The organism is Vibrio splendidus (genome assembly GCF_024347615.1).
Taxonomy (GTDB): Bacteria; Pseudomonadota; Gammaproteobacteria; order Enterobacterales; family Vibrionaceae; genus Vibrio; species Vibrio splendidus.
Genome location: NZ_AP025509.1, coordinates 1,896,918 through 1,919,228, shown reverse-complemented (window position 1 = coordinate 1,919,228; position 22,311 = coordinate 1,896,918). Strand labels below are relative to the sequence as shown.

Sequence of the window (22,311 nt, the reverse complement as noted above, 5' to 3'; positions counted from 1 at the left end):
TGCTTTTTCTTTTGGCTTTGCTTTTGGTTTTGCTTTTGGCTTTGGTTTCCATTTAACAAACACCTGAACGAATTAGGCTTTGAAACTCTCTTTATCTAATTGGTGTTTCTTCATTTTTCGATAAAGGGTTTTACGCGGTAAATTCAGCTTACTTGATACCTCGTTAATGTTACCTGCGCTTTCTATTAGCGCCTCCGTCAGTACATTCCTTTCGTACTGCTCCATCTGCTTTTCAAAAGCGAAATCTTCTCCGGACGCTTCACAAATTGGCGATTGAAGATCGAAGCCATCGCCGACGATACCCAACACAAATCGATCAGCGACATTACGTAGTTCACGAACGTTACCCGGCCATTCATGCCGACATAGCTGCTGTATCTGCTCAGGGTAAATCGTTGATGGGCGCGTCTTATATTTGTGGCTCGCTTGAATCACAAAATGGCGAAACAGCACCTGAATGTCTTCTTTTCGTTGGCGCAGTGCCGGAAGGTTTAAGCTCGCAATGTTCAATCGATAGAAGAGATCGGCTCTGAATTCCCCAGACTCACTCAAGCTCACGAGATCGGCTTTACTGGCTGCGACCACGACGATGTCGACAGGTATCAACTCATTACCACCAACACGCTCAATCATTCGCTCTTGAATCACGCGCAGCAGTTTTATTTGTACCGCAATCGGCATGCTCTCAATTTCATCGAGAAACAGAGTGCCGCCATTGGCTTGTTCTATTTTGCCAATACGCTTCTTGTTCGCGCTAGTAAACGAACCCGCTTCATGGCCAAACAACTCACTTTCGATAATGCTCTCAGTCATGCCACCACAGTTAATCGCAACAAATGGCTTAGTCTTACGACGACTGAATTGATGCAGAGCTTGAGCTATCACCTCTTTGCCCGTTCCCGTTTCTCCATTGATGATGGTATCGACGCCGGTATGTGCCAAAGCGAGCACTTGCTTACGTATCGTATCCATCGCTTTTGATTGACCAATAACCACAGATTCAATCGGTAGCTCCTCTTGCTCATCGCCATCCGAGGTTGACGGGCAATTGTGCTGACATTGGGTAATCGCCAAATCAAGCTTCTCCACCAACTCACTCGAATTAAGCGGTTTTTCCAGAAAGTCAAAAGCGCCCAACTTCATCGCTTCGATCGCCATTGGGATATCGCCATGGCCACTCATTAATAAAACGGGCACATTCGGGGCACGGTGTTGGATTGAGCTCAACAACGTCAAACCGTCCACTTTCGGCATGCGCACGTCACACAACACAACCGACTGACTGTTCGCTTTAAGCGACTTTAAGCCAAGGTTGGGATCAGTAAAGGTGGTGACACTAAACCCTTCTAGCTCTAACATTTCGCTCACAGCTTCGACGACATCTATTTCATCGTCGATAAGAACTATGTGTTTTTCTGAAATCATGAACCTGTGCCTTTTGGTAGAGTGACGATAAAGGTGGTGCCTTGATGTTCAACCGATTCCACGTGAATCGAGCCACCAAAGTCTTTTATTATGTTGTATGCGATAGACAAACCGAGCCCAAGCCCCTTACCTGTTGTTTTGCTGGAATAAAATGGGTCAAACAAATACGAGATATCTTCTTCAGGTATACCCAGCCCGTTGTCCTTTACCAAAATCTGCATGGTGTTCGAAAGCTCTTGCGTAGCAATACTAAGTTGAGGCTGCTCTTTATGCTCAATGGCATCCAGAGCATTACTGATGAGGTTCACCAGTACTTGTTCCAAGCGTATGCTGTTGGCTCGAACCATCTGGTAGCTTTGGGGCGAATACTGAATCGATACTGGGCTCTGTCTGGTTTCAAACAGATCAATCGCATCACCAATCACCTTCTCTAGTTCCACATTATCAATCTTGCCGTCGCTCTTACGTGAGAAGGCTTTTAAGTGACGAGTTATCGCAGCAACCTTTTCTAGCAGGACTTCGATCTTTTTAAGATTCTCTTGTGCTCTGTCTGGTCTATTTTTACCGAGCCAAAGCTGAGCACTTCGAACGTGGCTATTCACAGCCGTCAGAGGTTGATTAATCTCGTGCGTTATCCCGACACTGAGTTGCCCCAATGCAGCCAATTTTCCGGCTTGGATTAACTCATCTTGAGTCACTCGCAGCTTAGCTTCGGCTAGGGTGCGCTCTTCCACTTCAGCTTCTAATTTTCGGTTGGTTTGCTTAACGACTTTGGCCGTGGTTTGGAATACCTTTAGGTACTTGGCCATTTGCGTCACTTCGTCTTTGCCACGAATGGACACTTCGGTATCTAAATGGCCGGTAGAAATCGCAAACATGTTGTCTTTAAGCTGTAAAAGTCTTTCCAAAATGCTCTTACGCACGTAGAACCATGAAATAGCAGCGGCAGCCAACACGCTAAATAGAGAAAGGAAGAGAGAAAGACGCTGGTTAGATTGCAAAGATTGCTGCGCCTGCTGAATCGATTGGTCAATATTGCTATTCACCTTGCTGGTGTTGCTTTCGATCTGCACGGTTAATTGGTTCAAATGCTCACGGCTGTTTTGCAGAAAGTATTGCTCTTGATAAAGATGATCGAGCGCTTTGTTTTTCATCCCATATAAGCTGCTATCGCTTGAGGCAAGGTTATAAATCACCGTGAGTTGATGATCTAATTGAGGAAAATTACTTCTTAAATCACCACTGACCCAGAGCTTCCACCACTCTTCCCCTACCTGCTCTAATCGCAAACTGGTGTAATCCAGTTCATTAAAACTGGAGTCGTTATACAGCTTTTCGACCAAGCCTAATTGGTAATAAAGCAGAGACTTGAGCTGTGTGTATTGGATTTGATCTTTGGCAGACTCAGGTAGGCTATCAAGTGAATCACTGGCTTGTTGCAGTAGCGGGTAAAAACCTTCGAGCAAATTACGAAGTTCTTGGTTGAGCTGTTCTGACTCAATTTCACTTTGATACAACAAGCTAAGGCTGTTATTAACTTGGGCGATAAGATCTTTAAAATAGGAGTGATAGTCCGGGAACTGAACCATAACGCTATTCATCACGGAAATAGCGTCTTCGATTTTTAGCATCGCCTGTTTACGCTCTAAATTCGATTCAGCGTCACTGAGCTGAGAAGATGTTGTGATAATCACTCGCACCATATCATTTAGGCGTGCGGCATTATCTAAGGCCGGGATTTCACTCTCCTTTAGCTCAACAAGACGTTGGTTTAAATCATCGAAGGTAAAGCTGGAGACAACCGAGAGGAAGATAGTGGTCATCGATAGCATGGCTAACGCAAGTACCAAGCGCAGCTCAATACCTTTCCAACCAAACCACTTACGACGTGGAATTTTGATCGAGAACGGGCGCTCGAAACTATCCTTATTTTCTACAACCTCGGAGACATGACTACTCACTCGCCCCACCTTCTTCTCATCAAATAATCAACAGGAACTGTCAATGATTCAATCAGTTAGGGTGTGAGCCTTACTTAGGTTTGCATCGAATAGCTTTAGTGAAGCTATTAAATGAAGAGTAATCATTAACATTTCACATAAGATATCATAACAATTGTTTTATAAAGCTTGAGCTGTCTGTTTTGCGATAATAGAAAGTGACCGCACCGACAGAAACGTGATTACTTTATCAATACGCCCGTAAATTATACGAATAGCGCGCTCAATCAAGCAGTAAAAACTTTCGATTATTTAACAAGTTAAGGACAAGAGATCTAAAAAATCGCACAGGCTTTCACTCATGCGATTTCATTTATGTCATGTCCATCGACTAACCGAGGCTCAACGAGCTTAGAGAATAATCATCCCATCGCGATAAGTCAGCGCAGGAGAAACGTCTTGGCCAAGTAAGACTGGGCCATCAAGGTCGACAATTTCAGATTGAACGGCGATAGGCAGCGCTGCACGCATCGCTAATGATGTACCAAGCATACAACCAGACATCAGAGTAAAACCGAGCCTTTGGGCTTCTTCTGCGATCACTAATGCCTCAGTCAAGCCACCCGTTTTATCGAGTTTGATGTTGACCATTTCATACTTACCCAACAGCGATGAGAGCTGTGAAGTGGTATGACAGCTTTCATCAGCACACAATGGGATCGGGTGATTGATGTGTGCCAGTGACGCATCATGCTGCTGTGGAAGAGGTTGTTCGATCATCGCAATATCAAACTCTGTTAGTTGATTAAACAACTCTTCGAGATTCAGCCCTGTCCACGCTTCATTGGCATCCAGTACAATCTGAACATCTGCCGCCGCTTCTCGTACCGCGCGAACACGCTCTATCACTTGCTCTCCATCAAGCTTCACTTTTAAGAGTTTCGCTCCATTTGCGACATAGTCTCGAGCCTGAGTCGCCATCGCTTCTGGAGTGCCAATCGAGACGGTCATTGCTGTCACGATTTGATTCGGTAACTCAAACAGGCTATTTGGGAAGACCTGGTCATGTTGTTTGGCTTCAAGCTCCCAAAGCGCACAATCGACCGCATTTCGCGCTGCCCCTCCTGTCAATAAAGACTGAAGATGCTCTCTTAGCTCTGCCGGATCGGTAACGCCTCGCTCAAACATACCTTCAAGAGCACTAGACGCTTGTTGGATTTGCGCTAACACAGACTCCGATGACTCGCCGTATCGTGGGTAAGGGGTGCACTCTCCCTGAGCTTGTTTGCCATCATGTTCAATATAAACACGAACAACGTGACACTCAGTTCGGCTGCCACGAGAGATGCGAAAAGCCGTTTGCATCGCGATAGTAATGGGTTCTGCTGTAATCTTCATAATTTCACTCGGTTGATGTTCGCTTTAACAAATGGAAACGTAGAAATGATGAAGTCGTTAAAGTGAATGTCGCAAATGATCAGTAATGTGTTGTACACCAAAACGCACTGGATCCGTTACGGGCACTTGATAGAGTGTGGTCCATTCTTGGCATAATGTCTCAGCGTCTTCAATGCTAATCGCCGACGTGTTCAAACAGATACCCACCAACTTCACCTCTGGATTCGTCAGTCGCGCCGCTTGCAAATTAGCTTCAATGGTCTGTTCAATCGTTGGTACTTTGGCATGTGGAAGATTGCGAATATGTGGTCGCCCTACTTCATGACACAACACCAAAGCGTCGGCTTGTGCGCCATGTAACAACCCCAAACTCACTCCGGCAAAAGACGGATTAAACAAAGAGCCTTGGCCTTCAATTATGTCCCACTCGTGGTCGGTAAAATCTGGGCTAATCGCTTCAACCGCGCCAGAAATGAAATCCGCAACCACGGCATCAATCGAAATGCCGCAGCCTTCAATCAAAATACCGGTCTGCCCTGTCGCTTTAAACTGAGCTGCTATTCCGGCTTGTTTAAGCGATTTTTCAATCGCCAATGCCGAAAACATTTTTCCTACTGAGCAATCTGTTCCGACTGTGAGAAGGCGTTTACCTTGTCGTGGTTTGCCGTTACCAACCTTTAGAGAACCATCAAAATGGCGTACATCATGAAGCTTAGTCAATCCTTGTTGTTGCATGTCAGCAAGCGGTGAAAATTCACTCAGTCGTTGGTGCATGCCAGATGCAATCTCAAATCCCATTTCTGCAGCTTCCATTATGGTTGGCTGCCAAGAGTCAGGAATAACACCACCTGGGTTTGCTGTGCCAATCACTAGCGTTTTCGCGCCCTGTGCTTGCGCCTCTTGTAAGGTCATATCCGTTAAGCCAAGTGAAACGGTATCGTCTGTTAAACGAAGCTGACCTAGGCAGATTTCTGGTCGCCATTGATGAATACCACGAGCGGTTTTTGCGGCAAGTGGGTCGGTAACATCCCCAAGAAAAAGAAGGTAAGGTTGAGCGATAGACATGAGTATTCCTAATTAATAAATCCTTGTATGGATTTACTTTAATTAAGAACTTAAAAGCTGCCGAATACCTATTTATGGCGAGCCTATAACCTTAAGTTATAGGGTGAGTATGGCTCTTCAATGAAGCGATAAATTGCTTCACGGAAATCGACTGAGGGGTGTGCTCTGCGCAAAGCATCGATACCGAGAATTGGATATCTGGTTGAAGTGGCAACACACAGACCGCATCGTCATTTTGATACTGCTCTGCCGTCCACGGGTCAACGATCGCAAACCCTGCTTGGTGCTTCACCAGTTCCGCCGCAGCGCTGTATCCACGTACCGATATCGGATGGTGATAATGCTCATCGCGTGCAATAAGGCTTTGATGTAACAGCAGGCCTAATGGATCGCGGCTATCAAGCCCGATGATTGGCAACGGATAATTGATAAGATCATCTAGCGTTAATTCTGCCGGTAACTGTTCAACAGTGTGGGATGGAACCAGAGCCTTGAGGGATTCAGTTAAGAGCGTTTCACTTAATATGGCAGGCGGTGTTTCGTCCCCAAACGCGATAGCAATATCAAGCTCATGCTTTAATAGCCCAGCACAAAGTTCATCACGGTTTGCAGTCAGCAACTCAAAAGAGAGCTCTTGTTTACTGGAATATTGTTCGCGAGACATTTGGGCGATCACCGGAGTCAGCAACTTGGTCGCCAGAATCGGCGGCGCGCCAATGCGTAAATGCTGATGTCCTTGCTTCACTTTGTTGGTCAGAGATCGAAATTGACCCAATTGCTGATACACCTTTTCTGCTTCTGGCAGTAAGGTTTTGGCCTCTACCGTTGGCACTAATCGCCCTTTAACACGTTCGAATAAACCAAACCCAAGTTGTTGCTCTGTGTGCGCCAGAATACGGGTCACATTAGGTTGCGACACATGCAGATTGCGTGCGGCTCCAGATACGGTTCCGGTTTGCATGATGGCGTAAAAGACTTCCAACTGTCTTAGGTTCACATTGATGTCCTTATGGTTCGCGAAACAAATCTAGGGTTTGGCTTTTTGCGTGAGTCTATTTTAGTAGCTCAGCTACCGTAGGTTGAAGTACCTCTGCCCAAACTTGATAAGCCTTGGCATTCAAATGCAAATCATCACATGAGTACTCATTCGACAAAAGCTGATTAGGTGACAATATAGAATTCACATCTAAGAATGCAATGCCTTGCAGAGAACAGTACTCGCTTATCTTGCTATTGAGCAGTTCCACTAAAGGGTTCAAACCTTGCAGTTTAGAACCGACATAAAGCGTTGATTGCACCAATATGCGAATATCGTTTTCTTGCCACACCTTAAGCATATCAATGTAGTTCTGGTAGATATGTTCGACATCATAACCCTGAGCTAAATCGTTTATCCCTGCCATAAAACATACAAGCTTTGGTTTCACATTCAACGTGGTATCAATGCGGCGCAACATACCTAATGTGGTATCGCCTGCTAGGCCACGATTGACCATCGAGACATCGCGGAAAATATCCGCCCACGGGGCCCACTCGGTGATCGAATCACCAAACATCACTAGGTCTGCATTTGGGGAAAAATGGCGGTGATTATCTGATGTCATGATGTAACGGCTCATGCTGTGGCCTCGTTGTTGAATCTCAGACTGAAGAGCAACTGCCTTGAGGATATCACTATCCAGCGTAGTGCCATCAAATTGAGCCAGTAACCCTTCGATGTGTGGCTTAAAAGGGCTAAGACGAGTACTCAGTTGGTGGTGTTCTTTAAGGGAAGATAACCTCTCTAATAGTGCGTATAGAGAGCTATTTTGACCAACTTCTTGGAATAACTGATACAGATCGAGGACAGGGTGTTGTTGCAGCGCGGCAAGTAATTGCTTGTCTTCCATGGTGTTATCTAACCCTTCAATTATCTAATGATGAACCAAAGATAATATCCGATTGCTTACGGGATAGATAACACTAGAAGCAGATCGTTACTTTTACTAGAAGTAAATAGTTACTTTTCTTTGATTAATAGATGATTACGGTTATCGCGGCTCTTTTTAATCAGCTCGTTGCTCTCATCCATTTCATCTGACTTTGCAAGGCGGTCATAAAGCAGCACGTTAACCGTCGCAGCCAAGTTCATGCAACCAACCGTTGGTACATACACAACGTGATCAGCTCTATCCGCAACATCTTGAGAAATTGAGCCATCTTCAGGACCAAAGATATAGATAGCATTTTCAGGGTGTTTAAAACGAGGCAGTGGTGTCGCACCTTCTGCTAGTTCTACACACACAATCTGAGTTTCCGCGTCAAGATTATCTAAAAATGACTCAGCGGCTGTAAGCGGGATCGTGCGCGCTGCGCTCTTCGTATCAGTATGGAATTTAGCGGCTTTTTCGTAGCGTTGCCCTGTGTATTTAACTTCGTCGACTTGGTAACAACCAGCCGCACGCATAACAGCGCCAACATTCGTCGGGCTCTTTGGGTTAGTTAAACCAATAATCACATGGCTTTTGTTCATGAATATTTCTCACTTAACGAATAAACATAGCAAGGTGCTACAAAGGGCCGCATTCTACCAAAACAACGTCGAATTCAAAAGCATCGATACAAACTCGCTTTTTCGCTCTTAAGCCTTTAATTGCAAGGCTTCTCACATTAAAAACTTAACCGCCATCATGTTTATCAAACAAAAATATTCTAGTGTAACAATTAGACAACAAGCCCATTTACATTTTGAAACCACATTAATAATGTGTTGAAAATTGTATGAGAAAATCACACAGGAAGCGTGAAATGACCCTAACCATCAAAAACCGCCTTTATATTCTCTCTTTCATTCCTTTGCTACTAATGGCAATTGGCATGATGAGCGTGACGTATATGAAGAGCACCGAGCTAACCGCACAGCAAGTAGAATCGACGCGTAGCAATATGATGGCGATGAAAGAAAAGGAACTCAAAGCGTACCTGCAAATGGCCTACTCTTCGATCAGCCCATTTTTAGATAAAGGGGCAACACTAGAAGAGGCTTTACCAACATTGAAAACCCTAGAATATGGCGAATCGGGCTATATTTTTGGTTACGACTCTAAAGGTGTCCGAGTTGTGGTTGGGCAAAGTAACGATGGTATTGGTAAAAACTACTATGACCTTCAAGACAAGCAAGGTAATTACCTAATCCGAGACCTGATCAAGAACTCAAAACTGGGTGAATTTACGACTTACTATTTCCCGAAACCGGGCCAATCTGTCGCGTTACCAAAACTTAGCTACTCAGTATTTGTTCCGCAATGGGACTTAATGCTTGGTACTGGATTCTACACCGATGACATCGACGCTGTTATTGCCGAGATGAAAGAAAGTTCGAATGTCGCGCTACAAAGTTCCCTGACTGCTATCGCGATTTTCTGCGGATTGATTGCCCTAGTGGTAGCCGTTTTCGCTGTTGCAGTGAACCGCACCATCATGCAACCTCTTGAGCAGTTCGACCGTTCAATTAGTGCCTTTGCAAGTGGCGAGGCCGATTTAACCGCTCGAATGGAAAAATTCAAAGCCCCTGAGTTCACTAAGCTCAGCGAGAACTTCAACGCCTTCGTTGCTAGCCTACAAACCATCATCCGCAGCGTGAGTGATGTTGGCCAGCAAGTCGTCGCTGAAACCAGCAGTATGTCTTCTCGCGCCGCTCAGGTTGATGAAATTGCCACTGGTCAGCGTGAAGAGACTGAACAAGTTGCAACAGCAATGACCGAAATGACAACAACAGCACAAGAGATCTCCAGTAACGCAAGTCAGGCAGCTGACTCAGCGAAGCTTGCAGAGGGTAATGCCAAAGAAGCTCAACAAATAGTGAATGCTGCTGCCAACTCTGTTGCTGGTCTTGCTAGCGAAGTATCCGAAGCCAACACTGTGGTATCTAGATTAGAGGGTGATGTACAAAACATTTCGTCGTCACTGACGGTCATTCAAGATATTGCCGAACAAACAAACTTATTAGCACTGAATGCAGCAATTGAAGCCGCTCGTGCAGGTGAGCAAGGGCGAGGATTTGCAGTGGTTGCGGACGAGGTTCGTAAACTGGCAAGCCGAACTCAAGAAAGCACTGGTGACATTCATAAAATGATTCAGCAGCTAAAAGCCGCCTCAGATGCTGCCGTGAAAGCGATGGATTCGAGCCAAAATAAAAGTGCTCAAACGGTGGAAGAAGCAAATGCCGCAGCCGCAGCACTGGCGAAAATCCAAGAGTCGATTGATACGATCATGGACATGAACTCATTGATTGCTACCGCGACAGAGCAGCAAAACATTGTTGGCCAAGAGATATCTCAACGCATTGTGGTGATTTCCGATCAAAGCTCACAATCGGCATCATTAGCGAATCAAAACCGTGCGGGGAGCCAAAACCTCAACAGCCGCGCAAATGAGCTGTACCACTTGGTTGATCGCTTCACGGTCTAGGACATTTACGGTCTATTAAATAGTAAGTAAACGCTGCTTATAAATAACAAGTAAACGCTGCTTATAAATAACAAGTAAGCGCTACTTAACGTTAAGACTTTTCACACTAAATAAGAACGGGCTTCAGAATCTCTACTCTGAAGCCCGTTTTTAATTAAATGGGGTATTGATGTAAGGGTGCATATTGCACGGCTCTAAGACCCAAATTCAGCCTCAACACAACTTTGATTCAGAGGACAATGTTCACACTTGGGCTTAGGGTTACAAAACTGCTGACCATGTTCGACCAGCAAACCATGATAGTGGCCGTACTTTTTAGTATCTAGAGGGATCACGCTTTCCATCAAGGTTCGAAATTTTTCATACGATTTAGGCACATCGAGCCCATTGCGAGTGAAGATCCTTCTTGCGTACGCATCAATCACAAAAGATGGTTTACCTATCGCATACACCAGAATCGCGTCAGCCGTTTCACCACCGATTCCTTTGACTTCCAATAGCTCATTTCGCAGCTTATCTTTGTCCTGTTCTCGCACCACAGACATATCGTATTGATACTTCAAAAACCACTCAGTCACGGCCTTCAACTTAATGGCTTTTTGATTGTAGTAGCCACTCGAACGAATCTTTTGGGCAAGGTCATCAAGATCCATACCGGCTACTGAGCTTGGATCGCACTTATCGCCTAAGTTGGTGAGCGCTTTCTCTGCGTTCTTCCAGTTGGTATTTTGAACCAGAATAGCGCCCAAAACTATCTCGTAAGGGTCTTCCCTTTGCCACCAATCAAAATAGCCATAGTGCTGCTCAAGGGTATCGAACACGCTAAGGATCAGCTCTGCTTGACCCTTTGAATTGTTGTGGCTTTGGGTCATAGAACTAATCCAATTGCTCAGACAGGAAGTCCACTAGCAAGCGAACCTTTGAAGACAGGTTACGGTTCTGAGGATAAAGCGCCCATATCCCTTCTTTGTCGTCTCGATAATCGGATAGCACTTCGACTAACTCTCCCGACTCTAGATCTTCACTCACGTAATATTCTGGCAGTTGAACCAAGCCAATGCTCTGTTTAGCGGCATCCAATAAGGCTAAGCCACTGTTACACCTAATTCGTCCATTAACACGAACCGAGCGAGGGCGTTTATTCTCTTTGAAGCGCCAATGTTCAAAGCCACCGACCAAACATTGATGGTGACTCAATTCAGAGAGCGTATGCGGCTCACCATAGCGTTCAATGTATTCAGGGCTTGCACATACATAAAGCTGTCGCTGCGATAACTTCTTTGCGACCAAGCTTGAATCTTCTAAGCGGCCAAGACGAATCGCCACATCAACACCAGAATCGATAAGATCGAGCTTTTGATTGGTCAGCATCAGCTCAAGTTCTACTTGTGGGTGAAGCTTTAAAAATTGATGAAGTATTGGAGCGAGTTGGCGTTCACCATAAGTCACAGGCGCAGTGACTTTCAGTAAGCCTTTTGGTGTGGATTGCATCTGCGTGACCGCAAGCTCAGCAATTTCTAAGCCTTCAACCAGCAACTTACACTGTTGATAATAGAGTTGCCCGGCCTCTGTTAGAGACACCTTACGCGTCGTTCGATTGAGCAGTTTCACCGCGAGTCGTTCTTCGAGATTTGCTACTCTACGACTGATTTGAGCCACCGACGTAGCGAGCTTCTGCGCCGCACCGGTAAAGCTTTCACGCTCTGCCACTGCAACAAACTCACTTACCCCTTCCCAATTGGCCATGTTTTTACCTTATGCTGAACGATGGTTACCCAGACAGTGTATTGAAGATAGGTATCAGTGTCACCTTGCTTGATATGCGCTGTTCATAAATGGTCTGCATCTACAATCGTTCAAAATCAATACAACCAACACCTGACATTTCTCCATATTCCTTACCTAATACTAACAAAATCGGCTTTTATCCTGACACTCATCTTACCACTTCATTGGTATGTTGGTTCTGTACCGGAACACAGGTATTCCAACAAAGTAAGGTAATCCTATGAAAAAATTAATCATACTTGCATCAACTCTTGTTCTCAGCACCACAGCGTTTGCAGCAACTAAAACAACGATTCAAGAAACAACGCTAAAGTCTGATACATTTGTTACTGAAGCGGAAGCATACGATGCAGGCACAAACCTTATGGATGAGTTAAGCGCAAAAACACCTTTTGAGCTTTCAAGAGAACTGCCACAGTTCCAGCAGACAACCAAATACGATTCGTTCAAGATTGATGACGCGAATATGGAAGTGAAGAAAATCACTAACATGAGCGGTGACATTCATTACCAAGCGAACGTAAAAGTTGACTACCGTTACACATACAAAGACGGTCGCAGTAGCTAACACCGAATGATTGATCAGGGCTAAAAACTGATCACGTATTCAAAAAAACTGATCATCTAGTCAAAAAGAAAGCCCGCACTCATAGAATGCGGGCTTTTTTGTCGTTCAGCTATGATTAATGGAATTCAAAACGAGCAACCATTATCAGCTCATATTCGTCTGGCTAATTTTGAAGATTACACTTCAAACTGAGACACAAGGCTATCAAGCGCTTCACACTGTTCGGCCAATGCCATGCAAGCATTCTCAGCGCTGCTCGCCATTTCAACCATTTGCAGGGTGCTTTCTGCGATGCGTTGAACATTCTTGTTCACTTCTTCAGACACTTGAGACTGCTGAGAAGCTGCCGTCGCGATTTGTGTGTTCATGTCATTCATCTTGCCGATTGAGTTACGAATCTCACTCAGTGAAGACGCCGCCGTTCCTGCCTGAACAATGGTTTTCTCGCCACTCACTTTGCTTTCAGTCATCACACCAACCGCGTGTTTAGCACCTACTTCTAAGCGTTCAATCATTGATTGGATTTCGCCAGTGCTGTCTTGGGTTTTACTCGCCAACGCTCTTACTTCATCTGCGACTACGGCAAAACCACGGCCTTGCTCACCGGCACGAGCGGCTTCAATTGCCGCATTCAATGCAAGCAGGTTGGTTTGCTCTGCAATGCCTTTGATCACGCCAAGAATTGAAGCAATGTTCTTCACATCGGTATCCAACTCTTGAACCACGCCACCCGCGTTCTCGATATCTTGCGCAAGGCGTTCAATAGAAGTCACGGTTAAACCCAGCGTCGTATCAGCCGATTCCACTTCATGATTGGCAACGTTACTTGCAGTTGCGGCATCCAGTGCATTACCACTGACCACTTCGCTAGTTGCTTGCATTTCATGAACCGCCGCAGCTACCACTTCACTTTCTCGCTGCTGATTTGAAGAGAACTCAGCAACACTTTGCGTGAGTGATTTAATGTTTTCCATCTCGCCACGTACTGCGTTCGATGTGAGAATAACTTGTTCCACGGTTACATGGATCTTGCCAACAAACTGGTTGAAAGCAGAACTTAAGCGAGCAATTTCGTCGTTACCTTCAACCTTCATGCGTTGAGACAAGTTACCGTCGCCCGATGCGATCTCATTCATCGCTTTCTCTACGTTCTGGATTGGTTGGACGATAAAACGGTTAGATAACCACATCGCAAAAAGCGCAGCGAAAACAGCGACCGCCATACCCACTTCAATGATCAACTTACTTGATTCGATAGAGTCAGCAGCTTGCTGACGAAGCTCTTTCTGCTTCTGTTCAATCAGGGTTCTGATATCACGAAGCTGAACACGAATGATTGCAAACTCAGCGTCTAATGCTGGCGAGTAATTGATGTTGTATTGGTATGCGCTAGCAGGATCTGCAAACATTGGTTCATGCAGCGCCACCCACTTGCTCATCGCGTTCACAAGCTTTGACAACTCACCGCGAGAAGAAGGATCCAACACGCCCGCTGTATACAAAGTTTCCACACTTTCAAAACGAGGAACCGCTTTGTAAGCATTGTCTTTAAACTCAAATTTTTGGTACTCAATCGCCGCTTGGTCTTTCGCGAGTAGCAGACCTTGAGCAGAAGCGATAACTTGGTAAATGTCACGATACCCATCTTCCAAATTGTCTAACACGGGCTGAACCACATTATTCAGCTCATGGTTGATCGCAGCCTGAGCATTAGATCTAATGACATTAAGCACAGTAACAGTCGAGAAAACAATCACGATCACCATTAGTGGAATCGCAATTTTACTCTTAATAGATAGGTTGTTGATACTCATAAGGGGGTTAATAACCACACAGTAAATAGGGACGCGCGCATAATATACAGTATCAATATAAAAGCTAGCTAAAAGTTTGTGAACCTAGTCTCATAGCAAACGTTACCCTTGAATCGACTGTCTATTATTCAACCAAAGGTCAACTTTAAAAAGTAGAGCCAAAGACGTTTTTACACTTATTTACCACAGACATGCTCAAATACTGGAGAAGTAATGGAAATAGCACCATAATGTACGGCTCAAAAGTAAATAGGTATGAACATGAAAATTTGTGGTGTTGAAATCAAAGGTAACGATGCTGTCATCTGTCTTCTTTCTCTGTCAGATGGTGTATTTAATATCCCTGATTGCCGAGTTTCAAAGGTTGCGATTAGCGACGCAAACGACACGCAGAATATGAAAGACTTTCAATTCTCTTTTGCAAAGTTAATGGAAGATTACCAAGTAGACAAAGTTGTGATTCGTCAACGCCAAACTAAAGGCAAATTTGCTGGCGGTGGCTTTGGTTTCAAACTAGAAGCAGCAATTCAACTGATCGACGGCCTAGACGTAACCGTTGTGTCACCTGCTGACATCAAGGAGAGCCTTAAGCGCAACCCTCTTATGATGAAGTTCAAAGAAACTGGCCTTAAGCAATACCAAGAAGCACCGTTTACAACGGCTTACGCTTGTTTAATGCAGCGCTAATCAATAATCGCTAGCCAATATTTGATACAGAAAGAGCCTGAATATTCAGGCTCTTTTTTGTTTCTATCACTCGGCTTTAAACCCAGTTAATTTTGATGAAATGCGCTTACCGCTCTAACGCTGTTCGCCTGCGAGCCTTAATCCATTCCGGCTTTTTCACCACCAAATAAACCGCGGCAGCAGACAAGGCGAAGCCCATTGCACCATAGATGTCGAACGACTCACCAAAGATAAGCCAGGCTTGAATTGCTGTCGTCGGTGGCACCAAGTAAAACACCGACGCCACACTTGAAGATGCACCGTGCTCTACCATATAAAGCAGCAAAAGGATGGCAACACAAGACAGAACCACCACCAGCCAGGTTAGAGTCAACGTGAATTCTACAGTCCAGTTCACTTGCATCGTTTCGTAACGCATTGCGAACGGTAGAAACAGCGCAGCAGAAGCCAAGTATTGCACCATCGCGCCGCCGACCATATCTGTCCCCTGACAGAAACGCTTCTGATACAGAGTGCCGCAGGTAATACCAACCAAAGAAACCAAACACAATAACGTTGCCAGGCCTTTTTGGTCGTCTGACTGCCATTCAATATTGCCCATCAACACCAAACTGATACCCGCAAAGCCGAGCGCTAATCCTAGCCATTGTGCGAAGTTAAACCGCTGTGAAGTACAGCTGATCATAATCAAGGCAGTCAGAATCGGTTGTAAGCCAACCAGTAGAGAACTTAACCCAGCGGGCATACCCATATCAATCGCCAGATAGGTGCCACCAAGGTAGAAACCATGAATCAAGATGCCGACCACACAAGCATGGAAGAATGCGCGACCACGAGGGATACGACGCTTAAGGATTGCAATCAAAACCAAGAACAGCGCTACGTTGGCCACCATCCTCAGTGAGAGTAACGTTGCGGGTTCGGCATATTCAACACCAAGACGTGCGCCAACAAAGCCTGACGACCACAATATTACAAACACAAACGGAATCATTTTAATCAGCATTACAAACCTCTGGTCAACTCTTCATCAATGCTGTTACCTTAGTTGGGTACAGATAACTAATAAAGACACAGATATAACACTTTAAATGGTTACAGATTAAAAGTGAGCAACGAGGGAGAAAAACGTGGAAGCAGAACTCAGCGGCAATAAATATCTTGCTACCGAACAACATATTAAGGCTCAAATTGATAAAGGGCTCTTTCACCCAGATGATCGTCTTCCCTCGATCCGCCAGTTAAGCGAACAGCTTGGCGTAAGCAAAAATACCGTAATTCGCGCCTATCAAGAACTCGAAGCAACGGGTTGGGTTTACTCGGTACCTAAATCTGGCTATCGCGTAAAGACACCGAACACCACCAGCTGGGATACACCAAGCCAACCTCAAAAAGTGGACCTCTTATCTGTCACCAAATCGGTACTCTCTCGCCCGAAAGGCCGCCTGAAACTGTTGGCAGGTTCTGCGCACCCGAACATAAACAACCCTGCGATTCGTAGCTTGTATGCCGAGATTGGTCGCCACAGTCGATTACAAACTCAATTGCCTGGGTATTACCAATTACCTCCCGGCGACGAGCAATTAGTAAAGCAATTGTTAAAGATCACCCATGATCTAGGTGTACCTGCGGGATCCAAAGAGATTGCGATTACTCATGGTGCTCAACAGGCGATCAGTTTGGCACTACGTGCGCTCACCAAACCGGGTGACATCGTGGCCGTAGAGTCGCCTTGTTACTTCGGTAATTTATTGTTGCTCGAATCACTTGGCTTGCAAGCTTTAGAAATCCCGAGCAGTGTTAGCCATGGCATTGACATTCCATCACTACAGAGCGCGTTGGACAAATGGGAAGTAAAAACCTTACTGCTAACGCCAAACTTTACCAACCCGACAGGTTCAAGAATGCCTCTGGCTAATCGAAAAGCATTACTGGAGATCACGGGATCTTTGCCAATTATCGAAGACGATGTGTTCGGTAGCTTGGCATTCGATACACCAATCGCTAGTCTCAAAGAACTTGATGATCAAGATAGAGTGATATACGTCAACTCACTGTCTAAAACCTTAGATTCACGCTTACGAATCGGTTGGTTACTGTCGGGTCGCTACCAACCTTTGGTCGAAAAATACCTTTTATGCGACAACATGGGCAGTTCAAACCTGATGCAATCCGCGGTGGGTCAATTCCTCACCACAGGCAAATACCGCAGTCACTTATCCAAAATGAAACGACTCTACCAAACCAATCAAAAGCAGTTTCAAAGCTTGTTAATACAAGCATTGGACAGCTATCCTCATCTTGGAGGGCATTATCATTTATCGAAGCCAGAAGGATCTTTTTTAAACTGGATAACATTGCCTGAGTCGGTCGATAGTTATGCCGTCTACCAAGATTGTTTAAAGCACAAGTTAGGGATTTTACCCGGTACTGTGTTTGGGACGAATGACCAATATAAACACTGCTTGCGCTTCACTGTCGCCAATATTGAAGAGAGCAAAGAGTGGAAAGAAGGGGTTGTGACATTAGCGAAGATAATCGCTAAGCATACACCTTAGATAGTGTCAGGCCGGCCCTATATACCGTGATAATCATTGATAAGGTTTGACCTTATTAACATTTTCAACAGCAAAGATTCGTTACACTCGCAGCCTTTCTAAATCTAGGAACCTCTACGTGGCAACAATCAAAGATGTAGCGGCACTTGCCGGAGTTTCGACAGCAACCGTTTCACGAGTAATGAACCGCACCTGCTATGTCGAGCCGATCACGTTGGAACGCGTAGAACGCGCAGTCAAAGAACTCAATTACCATCGTGATGCACGAGCAACCGCTCTGGCGAGTCGAAGCAGCAACACCTTAGGTTTATTAACCGGTAATTTAGCTGACCCTTTCTTTGCACTTGTCGCCAAGAGTGTTGAAGAGGTCGCAAGAACAAACGGATATCAACTGGTTGTGGTTAGCGGTGGGCACAATGCTCAGCGAGAAAAAGAAGGTCTCGACTTTCTTATCAGCCAAGGCTGCGAGGCGATGGTCATTCACTCAAAAATGCTCGATGACGCGACACTATTGCGCTACACCGCTCAGTTACCCGCAATGGTATTGCTCAACCGCACCATCGCCCAAGTATCGAACCGCTCGGTATGGGTAGACAATAGACTAGGTACTCAAGTATCGGTGCAACATTTGATTGAACTCGGACACCGAAAAATCGCCTATGTCTCAAGTGATTTACCCATTCAAGATCGAACCGATCGTTTAGAGGGCTACCGAGAGGCCATGAAAGCGGCCAATATCGAAATACAACCCAACTGGATCATCAGCCAAAACTTTAGTGAGTCAGGCGGTGAAGCGGCTGGCGACATCTTGGCGAGTCAATGTCCTGAGGTTACCGCAGCTGTCACCTTTAATGATGTGATGGCCGCAGGCTTAATGACAAGCCTGCAAGACCAAGGTATCTCTGTGCCCAACGATATTTCGGTAATCGGCTTTGATGACGTCTTACTCGCTCGCTACCTTTATCCTCGATTGACCACAATGCACAATCCTATCGATGAAATGTCGACCTACGCAGCCAACCTCGCAATTAAGTTGAAGTCAGCGGGATACGTACCGCCAACACAACATAAATTCGAAACAACCTTGGTTGAAAGGCAGACCGTTAAGCCAATCAAGCGCTAAAATTAGACGAAACGTGACCGAAATCTCATGTACGAACCTCATGTAACCGCTTACATGAAAACAGTATTGAAGTCGCACTTTCATTGTTAGAGCCCACTTATTATCCATTCCGAACAAACCCTACATTCACCTGAGGACAACAAATATGAATAACTCAAAGCCTCTACCATCGTTCGGATTAGCATTAGCGCCTATAGCCGTTATGTTTGCGCTGCTTGCTATTGGATACGGTGTTTTAGGACTTCGCATTGAAGTTCTACTACTGATTTCTGCAACTTTCACTGCATGCATTGCTTGGAAAATGGGCTATAACTGGGATGACATCATCAACGCCATTGTTGAGAAACTGGCTAAAGCCATGCCCGTCATTTTGATTTTAGTTTCCGTAGGCGGCCTCATTGCCAGTTGGATGATCAGCGGAACCATCCCATACATGGTTTACTGGGGGCTTAAAGTCATCAGTGCTGAATACATCCTGATCGCCGCATTCTTCGTAACTTCTATCGTCTCGGTATGTACTGGTACTTCATGGGGTTCTGCAGGTACAGTTGGTGTTGCATTGATGGGTGTCGCCGCAGGCTTAGATGTGTCACTTGCTGCTGCCGCAGGTGCGGTTGTCTCTGGTGCTTACTTTGGCGACAAGATCTCGCCTCTTTCTGATTCAACAAACTTTGCGCCTGTCGTTTCAGGCACCACACTGTACGAACACATTCAGCACATGCTTTACACTACGCTGCCTGGTTTTGTGATTGCTTCAGTTGTCTTCTTCTTTGCAGGACAAAGCGCTGATGTGGCAAACATTGGTCAGCCAGAGAAAGTAACGCAAATCCTTGCAGGGCTAGATAGCCTTTATAACTTCAGCATTTTCCTTATCATCCCACCAGTTATGATCCTTTGGGGAGCATTAACTAAGAAACCCGTTCTACCACTGATGTTGGGAGCTTCAGCGATAGCGATTGTACTGGGTATGGTTTTACAAGGTTTCTCACTACAACAAGGCTTCCAAGCTTATGTTGACGGCTTCAATGTCTCATTGTTCGAAGCAAAAGGAACAGCGATCGATGCGCTAATCCCAGACGTATCAAAACTGCTTAACCGTGGTGGCCTGTTCTCAATGATGAGCACCATTCTACTGGTTTTCTGTGCCTTCTCTTTTGCAGGTATCTTAAGCCTGACGGGCGCGTTAAATGTGGTACTGGGTCGTTTCCTGCACCTTATCCACTCAACAGGTCAACTTATCGCATCAACCGTTATTGCAACCATCACCGTTGTATTCACGACCTCTGACGGCAAATTAGCACTTCTTATCCCTGGTGAACTGTTCCAGAACGCTTACCGCAAGATGGGACTCGACACTAAAAATCTATCTAGAACCATCGAAGATGCAGGCACAATCATCGAACCACTGGTTCCTTGGACTGCGGCCGGTATTTACATGGCAAGCACACTAGGTGTTGCAACGCTAGATTACCTACCTTGGGCAATCCAATGTTACACCGGGGTCATTTTCGCTCTGATTTATGGTTTCACTGGATTTGGTATCGCACGTGCAAAGCCAGAACAAGCAGAAGACACGCTACAAACTTCTACTATTAACAATGCTGCACCCGCTAACAACGCAAAATAAGGCTCGCTTCCTATGCATTCTTTCGACAATACGATTAACCGCCGAAACACAGGATCGGTAAAGTGGGACTTTATGGAGCAGAAGCTTGGCTTAGAAGGCGCCGATTTACTGCCAATGTGGGTGTCTGACTATGATTTCCAAGCACCTCAACTAGTATTAGATCGCTTAGCTCAAGATATCTCGCATGGTATTTTTGGTTACTCAGAACGTCAGGATGACTATTACCAAGCCGCGATCGATTGGTTTAAAAAGCAACATCGAACAGAAATCAAACGAGAGTGGATCACCACGGTACATGGCGTACTTCCTGGTATCGCGATGGCACTGCAAATGCTCACGGAAAAGAACGATCAAATCGTTATTCAAAGTCCTGGCTACGGTTCATTTCGTAAGATCATCGAACTGAATGATCGTAAGGTGTTGAACAACCCGTTGATAGAATCAGAAGGTCATTACCAGCTTGATTTTGCACATTTGGAAGACTGCTTTGCGAGTGGCGCCAAGGCGTTGATTTTCTGCAACCCACACAACCCAACCGGTAGAGCCTGGGACGAGCAAGAGATCATGCAAATTGCCGAGCTTTGCCAGAAACACAATGTGTGGCTCATCAGTGATGAAATTTGGAGCGACCTAACGCTAACACTTAATGTATTCCATTCGACGTTAAGCTTGCCAAGTTCGCTAACCGACAAACTTATTGTGGCGACCGCGGCCAGTAAAACATTTGGTTTGTCATCATTGAGAATCTCAAACTTCATCATTCCAAATTCGGAGTTGAAGGAGCAGTTTGTTCGCCGTTTGGATGCTCATGGCATGGATTGCTTCAACAGCCTATCCATGTCTGCAGCGACCACAGCATACCAAGAGTGTGATACTTGGCTAGCGGACTTAAAGCAATACTTGCAAGGTAACATCGAAACGCTGCATGGATTCTTGAAAGCAGAACTACCTCATATTCGTTTCACTAAACCCGAAGCGACATATCTTGCATGGCTAGATTGCCGTGCAATGAAACTAAGTGATACTGAGCTTGAGCAAAAACTCATTGCAGCCGGCATTGTACCGAGTATGGGTTGTGCCTTTGGCGAAGAAGGTTCAGGGTTTATTCGCTTGAATCTAGGATGTCCTGCAGAAGTATTAGCAGACGCTTTGGTACGACTTAAAGTAGCATTAGTTGTAGATAAGTAAGTAACTAGAAATCGTAACCCGCTCCAAACAACAAAGCCCCACTCAACTGAGCGGGGCTTTCATCATTATCAGGTTTTGATTTGCTTAATGGTAATTAACCTTGCCAAGCGAACTGTTCAAATACTTTGTCTACTGGCGTTTTGGCAACGTGGTTTACGTAGTTGCTGATCACTTTCTGAGACAAGCCAAGAATCACTTCTAACACCTGTTGCTGACCGTATCCCGCTTCGAAGAATGCGACCATTTCACTTTCAGGTACATTGCCGCGGTTGCGTACCATGCTCAGCGTAAAATCATGCAGTGCTTGCAGCTTTTCAGTGGGTAGAGCCGTGCGATTACGAAGTGCTTCGGTGATTGCAGGATCAACCTTCATTGAATGTGCGATACCTGTGTGCGCAGGAACGCAGTAGTGGCATTCGTGTTCAACGTTGATGGTTTGCCAAACAACCGTTAGCTCTTCAGCATCGAAAGATGAGTCACTAAACGCCTGATGAAGCTGAGTGTAAGCCTTAAGTGTATTTGGAGATTCAGCCAACACACCGAAAAGACCCGGTACTCTGCCCATCTGCTTTTTAGCACCTTCAAGAATAGGTTGGCTTTGCTCTGGCGCTGATTCTACTGAATGAATTTTGAAGTTGCTCATTGTTTTATCCCTATCAATCTATGATTCTAAAGTTATTC

At 45.3% G+C, this 22,311-nt stretch carries 19 protein-coding genes; 7 read left to right on the top strand and 12 right to left on the bottom strand.

What is annotated here, in order from left to right; all coding sequences use genetic code 11:
• Window positions 1-72: 72 nt before the first annotated feature.
• From OCU90_RS25640 to OCU90_RS25610, 7 genes are all read right to left on the bottom strand, one after another.
• Window positions 73-1,425: a sigma-54-dependent transcriptional regulator gene (locus OCU90_RS25640; protein ID WP_004732986.1), complete on the bottom strand. Its 1,353-nt coding sequence runs from the start codon at window positions 1,423-1,425 to the stop codon at window positions 73-75.
• Window positions 1,422-3,395 (bottom strand): ATP-binding protein, encoded by a 1,974-nt coding sequence (locus OCU90_RS25635; protein ID WP_061021479.1) that lies wholly within the window; start codon window positions 3,393-3,395, stop codon window positions 1,422-1,424. Before OCU90_RS25635 ends, OCU90_RS25640 begins: the two co-directional genes overlap by 4 nt.
• A 381-nt stretch (window positions 3,396-3,776) precedes the next feature.
• Entirely contained in the window at window positions 3,777-4,763 is a 987-nt protein-coding gene (gene dgcA, locus OCU90_RS25630; protein WP_061021478.1) for an N-acetyl-D-Glu racemase DgcA, read from the bottom strand.
• 57 nt (window positions 4,764-4,820) lie between these two features.
• Complete coding sequence (dgcN, locus tag OCU90_RS25625; protein WP_061021475.1) at window positions 4,821-5,828, bottom strand: N-acetyltransferase DgcN; 1,008 nt, start codon at window positions 5,826-5,828, stop codon at window positions 4,821-4,823.
• 91 nt (window positions 5,829-5,919) lie between these two features.
• Window positions 5,920-6,825 carry a LysR family transcriptional regulator gene (locus OCU90_RS25620; protein WP_061021473.1) on the bottom strand — a complete coding sequence of 302 codons (906 nt, stop codon included), beginning with the start codon at window positions 6,823-6,825 and terminating at the stop codon, window positions 5,920-5,922.
• Between the two features lie 55 nt (window positions 6,826-6,880).
• The gene (locus tag OCU90_RS25615) at window positions 6,881-7,717 is read right to left on the bottom strand and encodes an SGNH/GDSL hydrolase family protein (RefSeq protein ID WP_099426119.1); all 837 of its coding nucleotides are present in this window, start codon (window positions 7,715-7,717) and stop codon (window positions 6,881-6,883) included.
• 110 nt (window positions 7,718-7,827) lie between these two features.
• Window positions 7,828-8,340, bottom strand: a complete 513-nt coding sequence (locus tag OCU90_RS25610; RefSeq protein WP_017076901.1) for an RNA methyltransferase — start codon at window positions 8,338-8,340, stop codon at window positions 7,828-7,830.
• Window positions 8,341-8,615: 275 nt separating this feature from the next.
• Here OCU90_RS25610 and OCU90_RS25605 point away from each other — a divergent pair, with 275 nt between their 5' ends.
• Complete coding sequence (locus OCU90_RS25605; protein ID WP_017088291.1) at window positions 8,616-10,277, top strand: methyl-accepting chemotaxis protein; 1,662 nt, start codon at window positions 8,616-8,618, stop codon at window positions 10,275-10,277.
• Window positions 10,278-10,471: 194 nt separating this feature from the next.
• Here the strand turns inward: OCU90_RS25605 and OCU90_RS25600 are convergent, their stop codons facing one another.
• Window positions 10,472-11,149 (bottom strand): endonuclease III domain-containing protein, encoded by a 678-nt coding sequence (locus tag OCU90_RS25600; RefSeq protein ID WP_061021469.1) that lies wholly within the window; start codon window positions 11,147-11,149, stop codon window positions 10,472-10,474.
• A 4-nt stretch (window positions 11,150-11,153) separates the two neighbouring features.
• Window positions 11,154-12,023 carry a LysR family transcriptional regulator gene (locus tag OCU90_RS25595; protein WP_017076903.1) on the bottom strand — a complete coding sequence of 290 codons (870 nt, stop codon included), beginning with the start codon at window positions 12,021-12,023 and terminating at the stop codon, window positions 11,154-11,156.
• A gap of 262 nt (window positions 12,024-12,285) precedes the next feature.
• Here OCU90_RS25595 and OCU90_RS25590 point away from each other — a divergent pair, with 262 nt between their 5' ends.
• Complete coding sequence (locus tag OCU90_RS25590; RefSeq protein ID WP_017076504.1) at window positions 12,286-12,633, top strand: DUF3316 domain-containing protein; 348 nt, start codon at window positions 12,286-12,288, stop codon at window positions 12,631-12,633.
• A 176-nt stretch (window positions 12,634-12,809) separates the two neighbouring features.
• Here OCU90_RS25590 and OCU90_RS25585 read toward each other — a convergent pair whose 3' ends face one another.
• Complete coding sequence (locus OCU90_RS25585) at window positions 12,810-14,447, bottom strand: methyl-accepting chemotaxis protein (protein WP_061021467.1); 1,638 nt, start codon at window positions 14,445-14,447, stop codon at window positions 12,810-12,812.
• A gap of 261 nt (window positions 14,448-14,708) precedes the next feature.
• On the opposite strand from OCU90_RS25585, the gene OCU90_RS25580 reads away from it, so the two are divergent.
• Window positions 14,709-15,134: a DUF3010 family protein gene (locus tag OCU90_RS25580; RefSeq protein WP_010432976.1), complete on the top strand. Its 426-nt coding sequence runs from the start codon at window positions 14,709-14,711 to the stop codon at window positions 15,132-15,134.
• Window positions 15,135-15,240: 106 nt separating this feature from the next.
• Here OCU90_RS25580 and OCU90_RS25575 read toward each other — a convergent pair whose 3' ends face one another.
• Complete coding sequence (locus OCU90_RS25575) at window positions 15,241-16,140, bottom strand: DMT family transporter (RefSeq protein ID WP_061021463.1); 900 nt, start codon at window positions 16,138-16,140, stop codon at window positions 15,241-15,243.
• A 124-nt stretch (window positions 16,141-16,264) separates the two neighbouring features.
• Between OCU90_RS25575 and OCU90_RS25570 the strand changes: the two genes are divergently transcribed.
• From OCU90_RS25570 to OCU90_RS25555, 4 genes are all read left to right on the top strand, one after another.
• Window positions 16,265-17,692 carry an aminotransferase-like domain-containing protein gene (locus tag OCU90_RS25570; protein WP_061021461.1) on the top strand — a complete coding sequence of 476 codons (1,428 nt, stop codon included), beginning with the start codon at window positions 16,265-16,267 and terminating at the stop codon, window positions 17,690-17,692.
• A gap of 118 nt (window positions 17,693-17,810) precedes the next feature.
• Window positions 17,811-18,815: a LacI family DNA-binding transcriptional regulator gene (locus OCU90_RS25565; protein WP_054541520.1), complete on the top strand. Its 1,005-nt coding sequence runs from the start codon at window positions 17,811-17,813 to the stop codon at window positions 18,813-18,815.
• Between the two features lie 145 nt (window positions 18,816-18,960).
• Complete coding sequence (gene nhaC, locus OCU90_RS25560) at window positions 18,961-20,442, top strand: Na+/H+ antiporter NhaC (protein WP_061021460.1); 1,482 nt, start codon at window positions 18,961-18,963, stop codon at window positions 20,440-20,442.
• 12 nt (window positions 20,443-20,454) lie between these two features.
• A complete protein-coding gene (locus tag OCU90_RS25555) occupies window positions 20,455-21,630 on the top strand; it encodes a MalY/PatB family protein (protein ID WP_061021458.1) in 1,176 nt (391 codons plus the stop codon).
• 94 nt (window positions 21,631-21,724) lie between these two features.
• On the opposite strand, the gene OCU90_RS25550 is transcribed toward OCU90_RS25555, so the two are convergent.
• Complete coding sequence (locus OCU90_RS25550) at window positions 21,725-22,273, bottom strand: carboxymuconolactone decarboxylase family protein (protein ID WP_061021455.1); 549 nt, start codon at window positions 22,271-22,273, stop codon at window positions 21,725-21,727.
• Between the last annotated feature and the right edge of the window lie 38 nt (window positions 22,274-22,311).

Excerpts from the sequence above, each read along its gene's own strand:
- OCU90_RS25555 (WP_061021458.1), top strand. The coding sequence starts at position 20,455 with ATGCATTCTTTCGACAATACGATTAACCGCCGAAACACAGGATCGGTA.
- OCU90_RS25640 (WP_004732986.1), bottom strand. The coding sequence starts at position 1,425 with ATGATTTCAGAAAAACACATAGTTCTTATCGACGATGAAATAGATGTC.
- OCU90_RS25600 (WP_061021469.1), bottom strand. The coding sequence starts at position 11,149 with ATGACCCAAAGCCACAACAATTCAAAGGGTCAAGCAGAGCTGATCCTT.
- OCU90_RS25590 (WP_017076504.1), top strand. The coding sequence starts at position 12,286 with ATGAAAAAATTAATCATACTTGCATCAACTCTTGTTCTCAGCACCACA.
- OCU90_RS25615 (WP_099426119.1), bottom strand. The coding sequence starts at position 7,717 with ATGGAAGACAAGCAATTACTTGCCGCGCTGCAACAACACCCTGTCCTC.
- OCU90_RS25595 (WP_017076903.1), bottom strand. The coding sequence starts at position 12,023 with ATGGCCAATTGGGAAGGGGTAAGTGAGTTTGTTGCAGTGGCAGAGCGT.
- OCU90_RS25585 (WP_061021467.1), bottom strand. The coding sequence starts at position 14,447 with ATGAGTATCAACAACCTATCTATTAAGAGTAAAATTGCGATTCCACTA.
- OCU90_RS25605 (WP_017088291.1), top strand. The coding sequence starts at position 8,616 with ATGACCCTAACCATCAAAAACCGCCTTTATATTCTCTCTTTCATTCCT.
- OCU90_RS25575 (WP_061021463.1), bottom strand. The coding sequence starts at position 16,140 with ATGCTGATTAAAATGATTCCGTTTGTGTTTGTAATATTGTGGTCGTCA.
- nhaC (WP_061021460.1), top strand. The coding sequence starts at position 18,961 with ATGAATAACTCAAAGCCTCTACCATCGTTCGGATTAGCATTAGCGCCT.
- OCU90_RS25580 (WP_010432976.1), top strand. The coding sequence starts at position 14,709 with ATGAAAATTTGTGGTGTTGAAATCAAAGGTAACGATGCTGTCATCTGT.
- OCU90_RS25610 (WP_017076901.1), bottom strand. The coding sequence starts at position 8,340 with ATGAACAAAAGCCATGTGATTATTGGTTTAACTAACCCAAAGAGCCCG.
- dgcA (WP_061021478.1), bottom strand. The coding sequence starts at position 4,763 with ATGAAGATTACAGCAGAACCCATTACTATCGCGATGCAAACGGCTTTT.
- OCU90_RS25550 (WP_061021455.1), bottom strand. The coding sequence starts at position 22,273 with ATGAGCAACTTCAAAATTCATTCAGTAGAATCAGCGCCAGAGCAAAGC.
- dgcN (WP_061021475.1), bottom strand. The coding sequence starts at position 5,828 with ATGTCTATCGCTCAACCTTACCTTCTTTTTCTTGGGGATGTTACCGAC.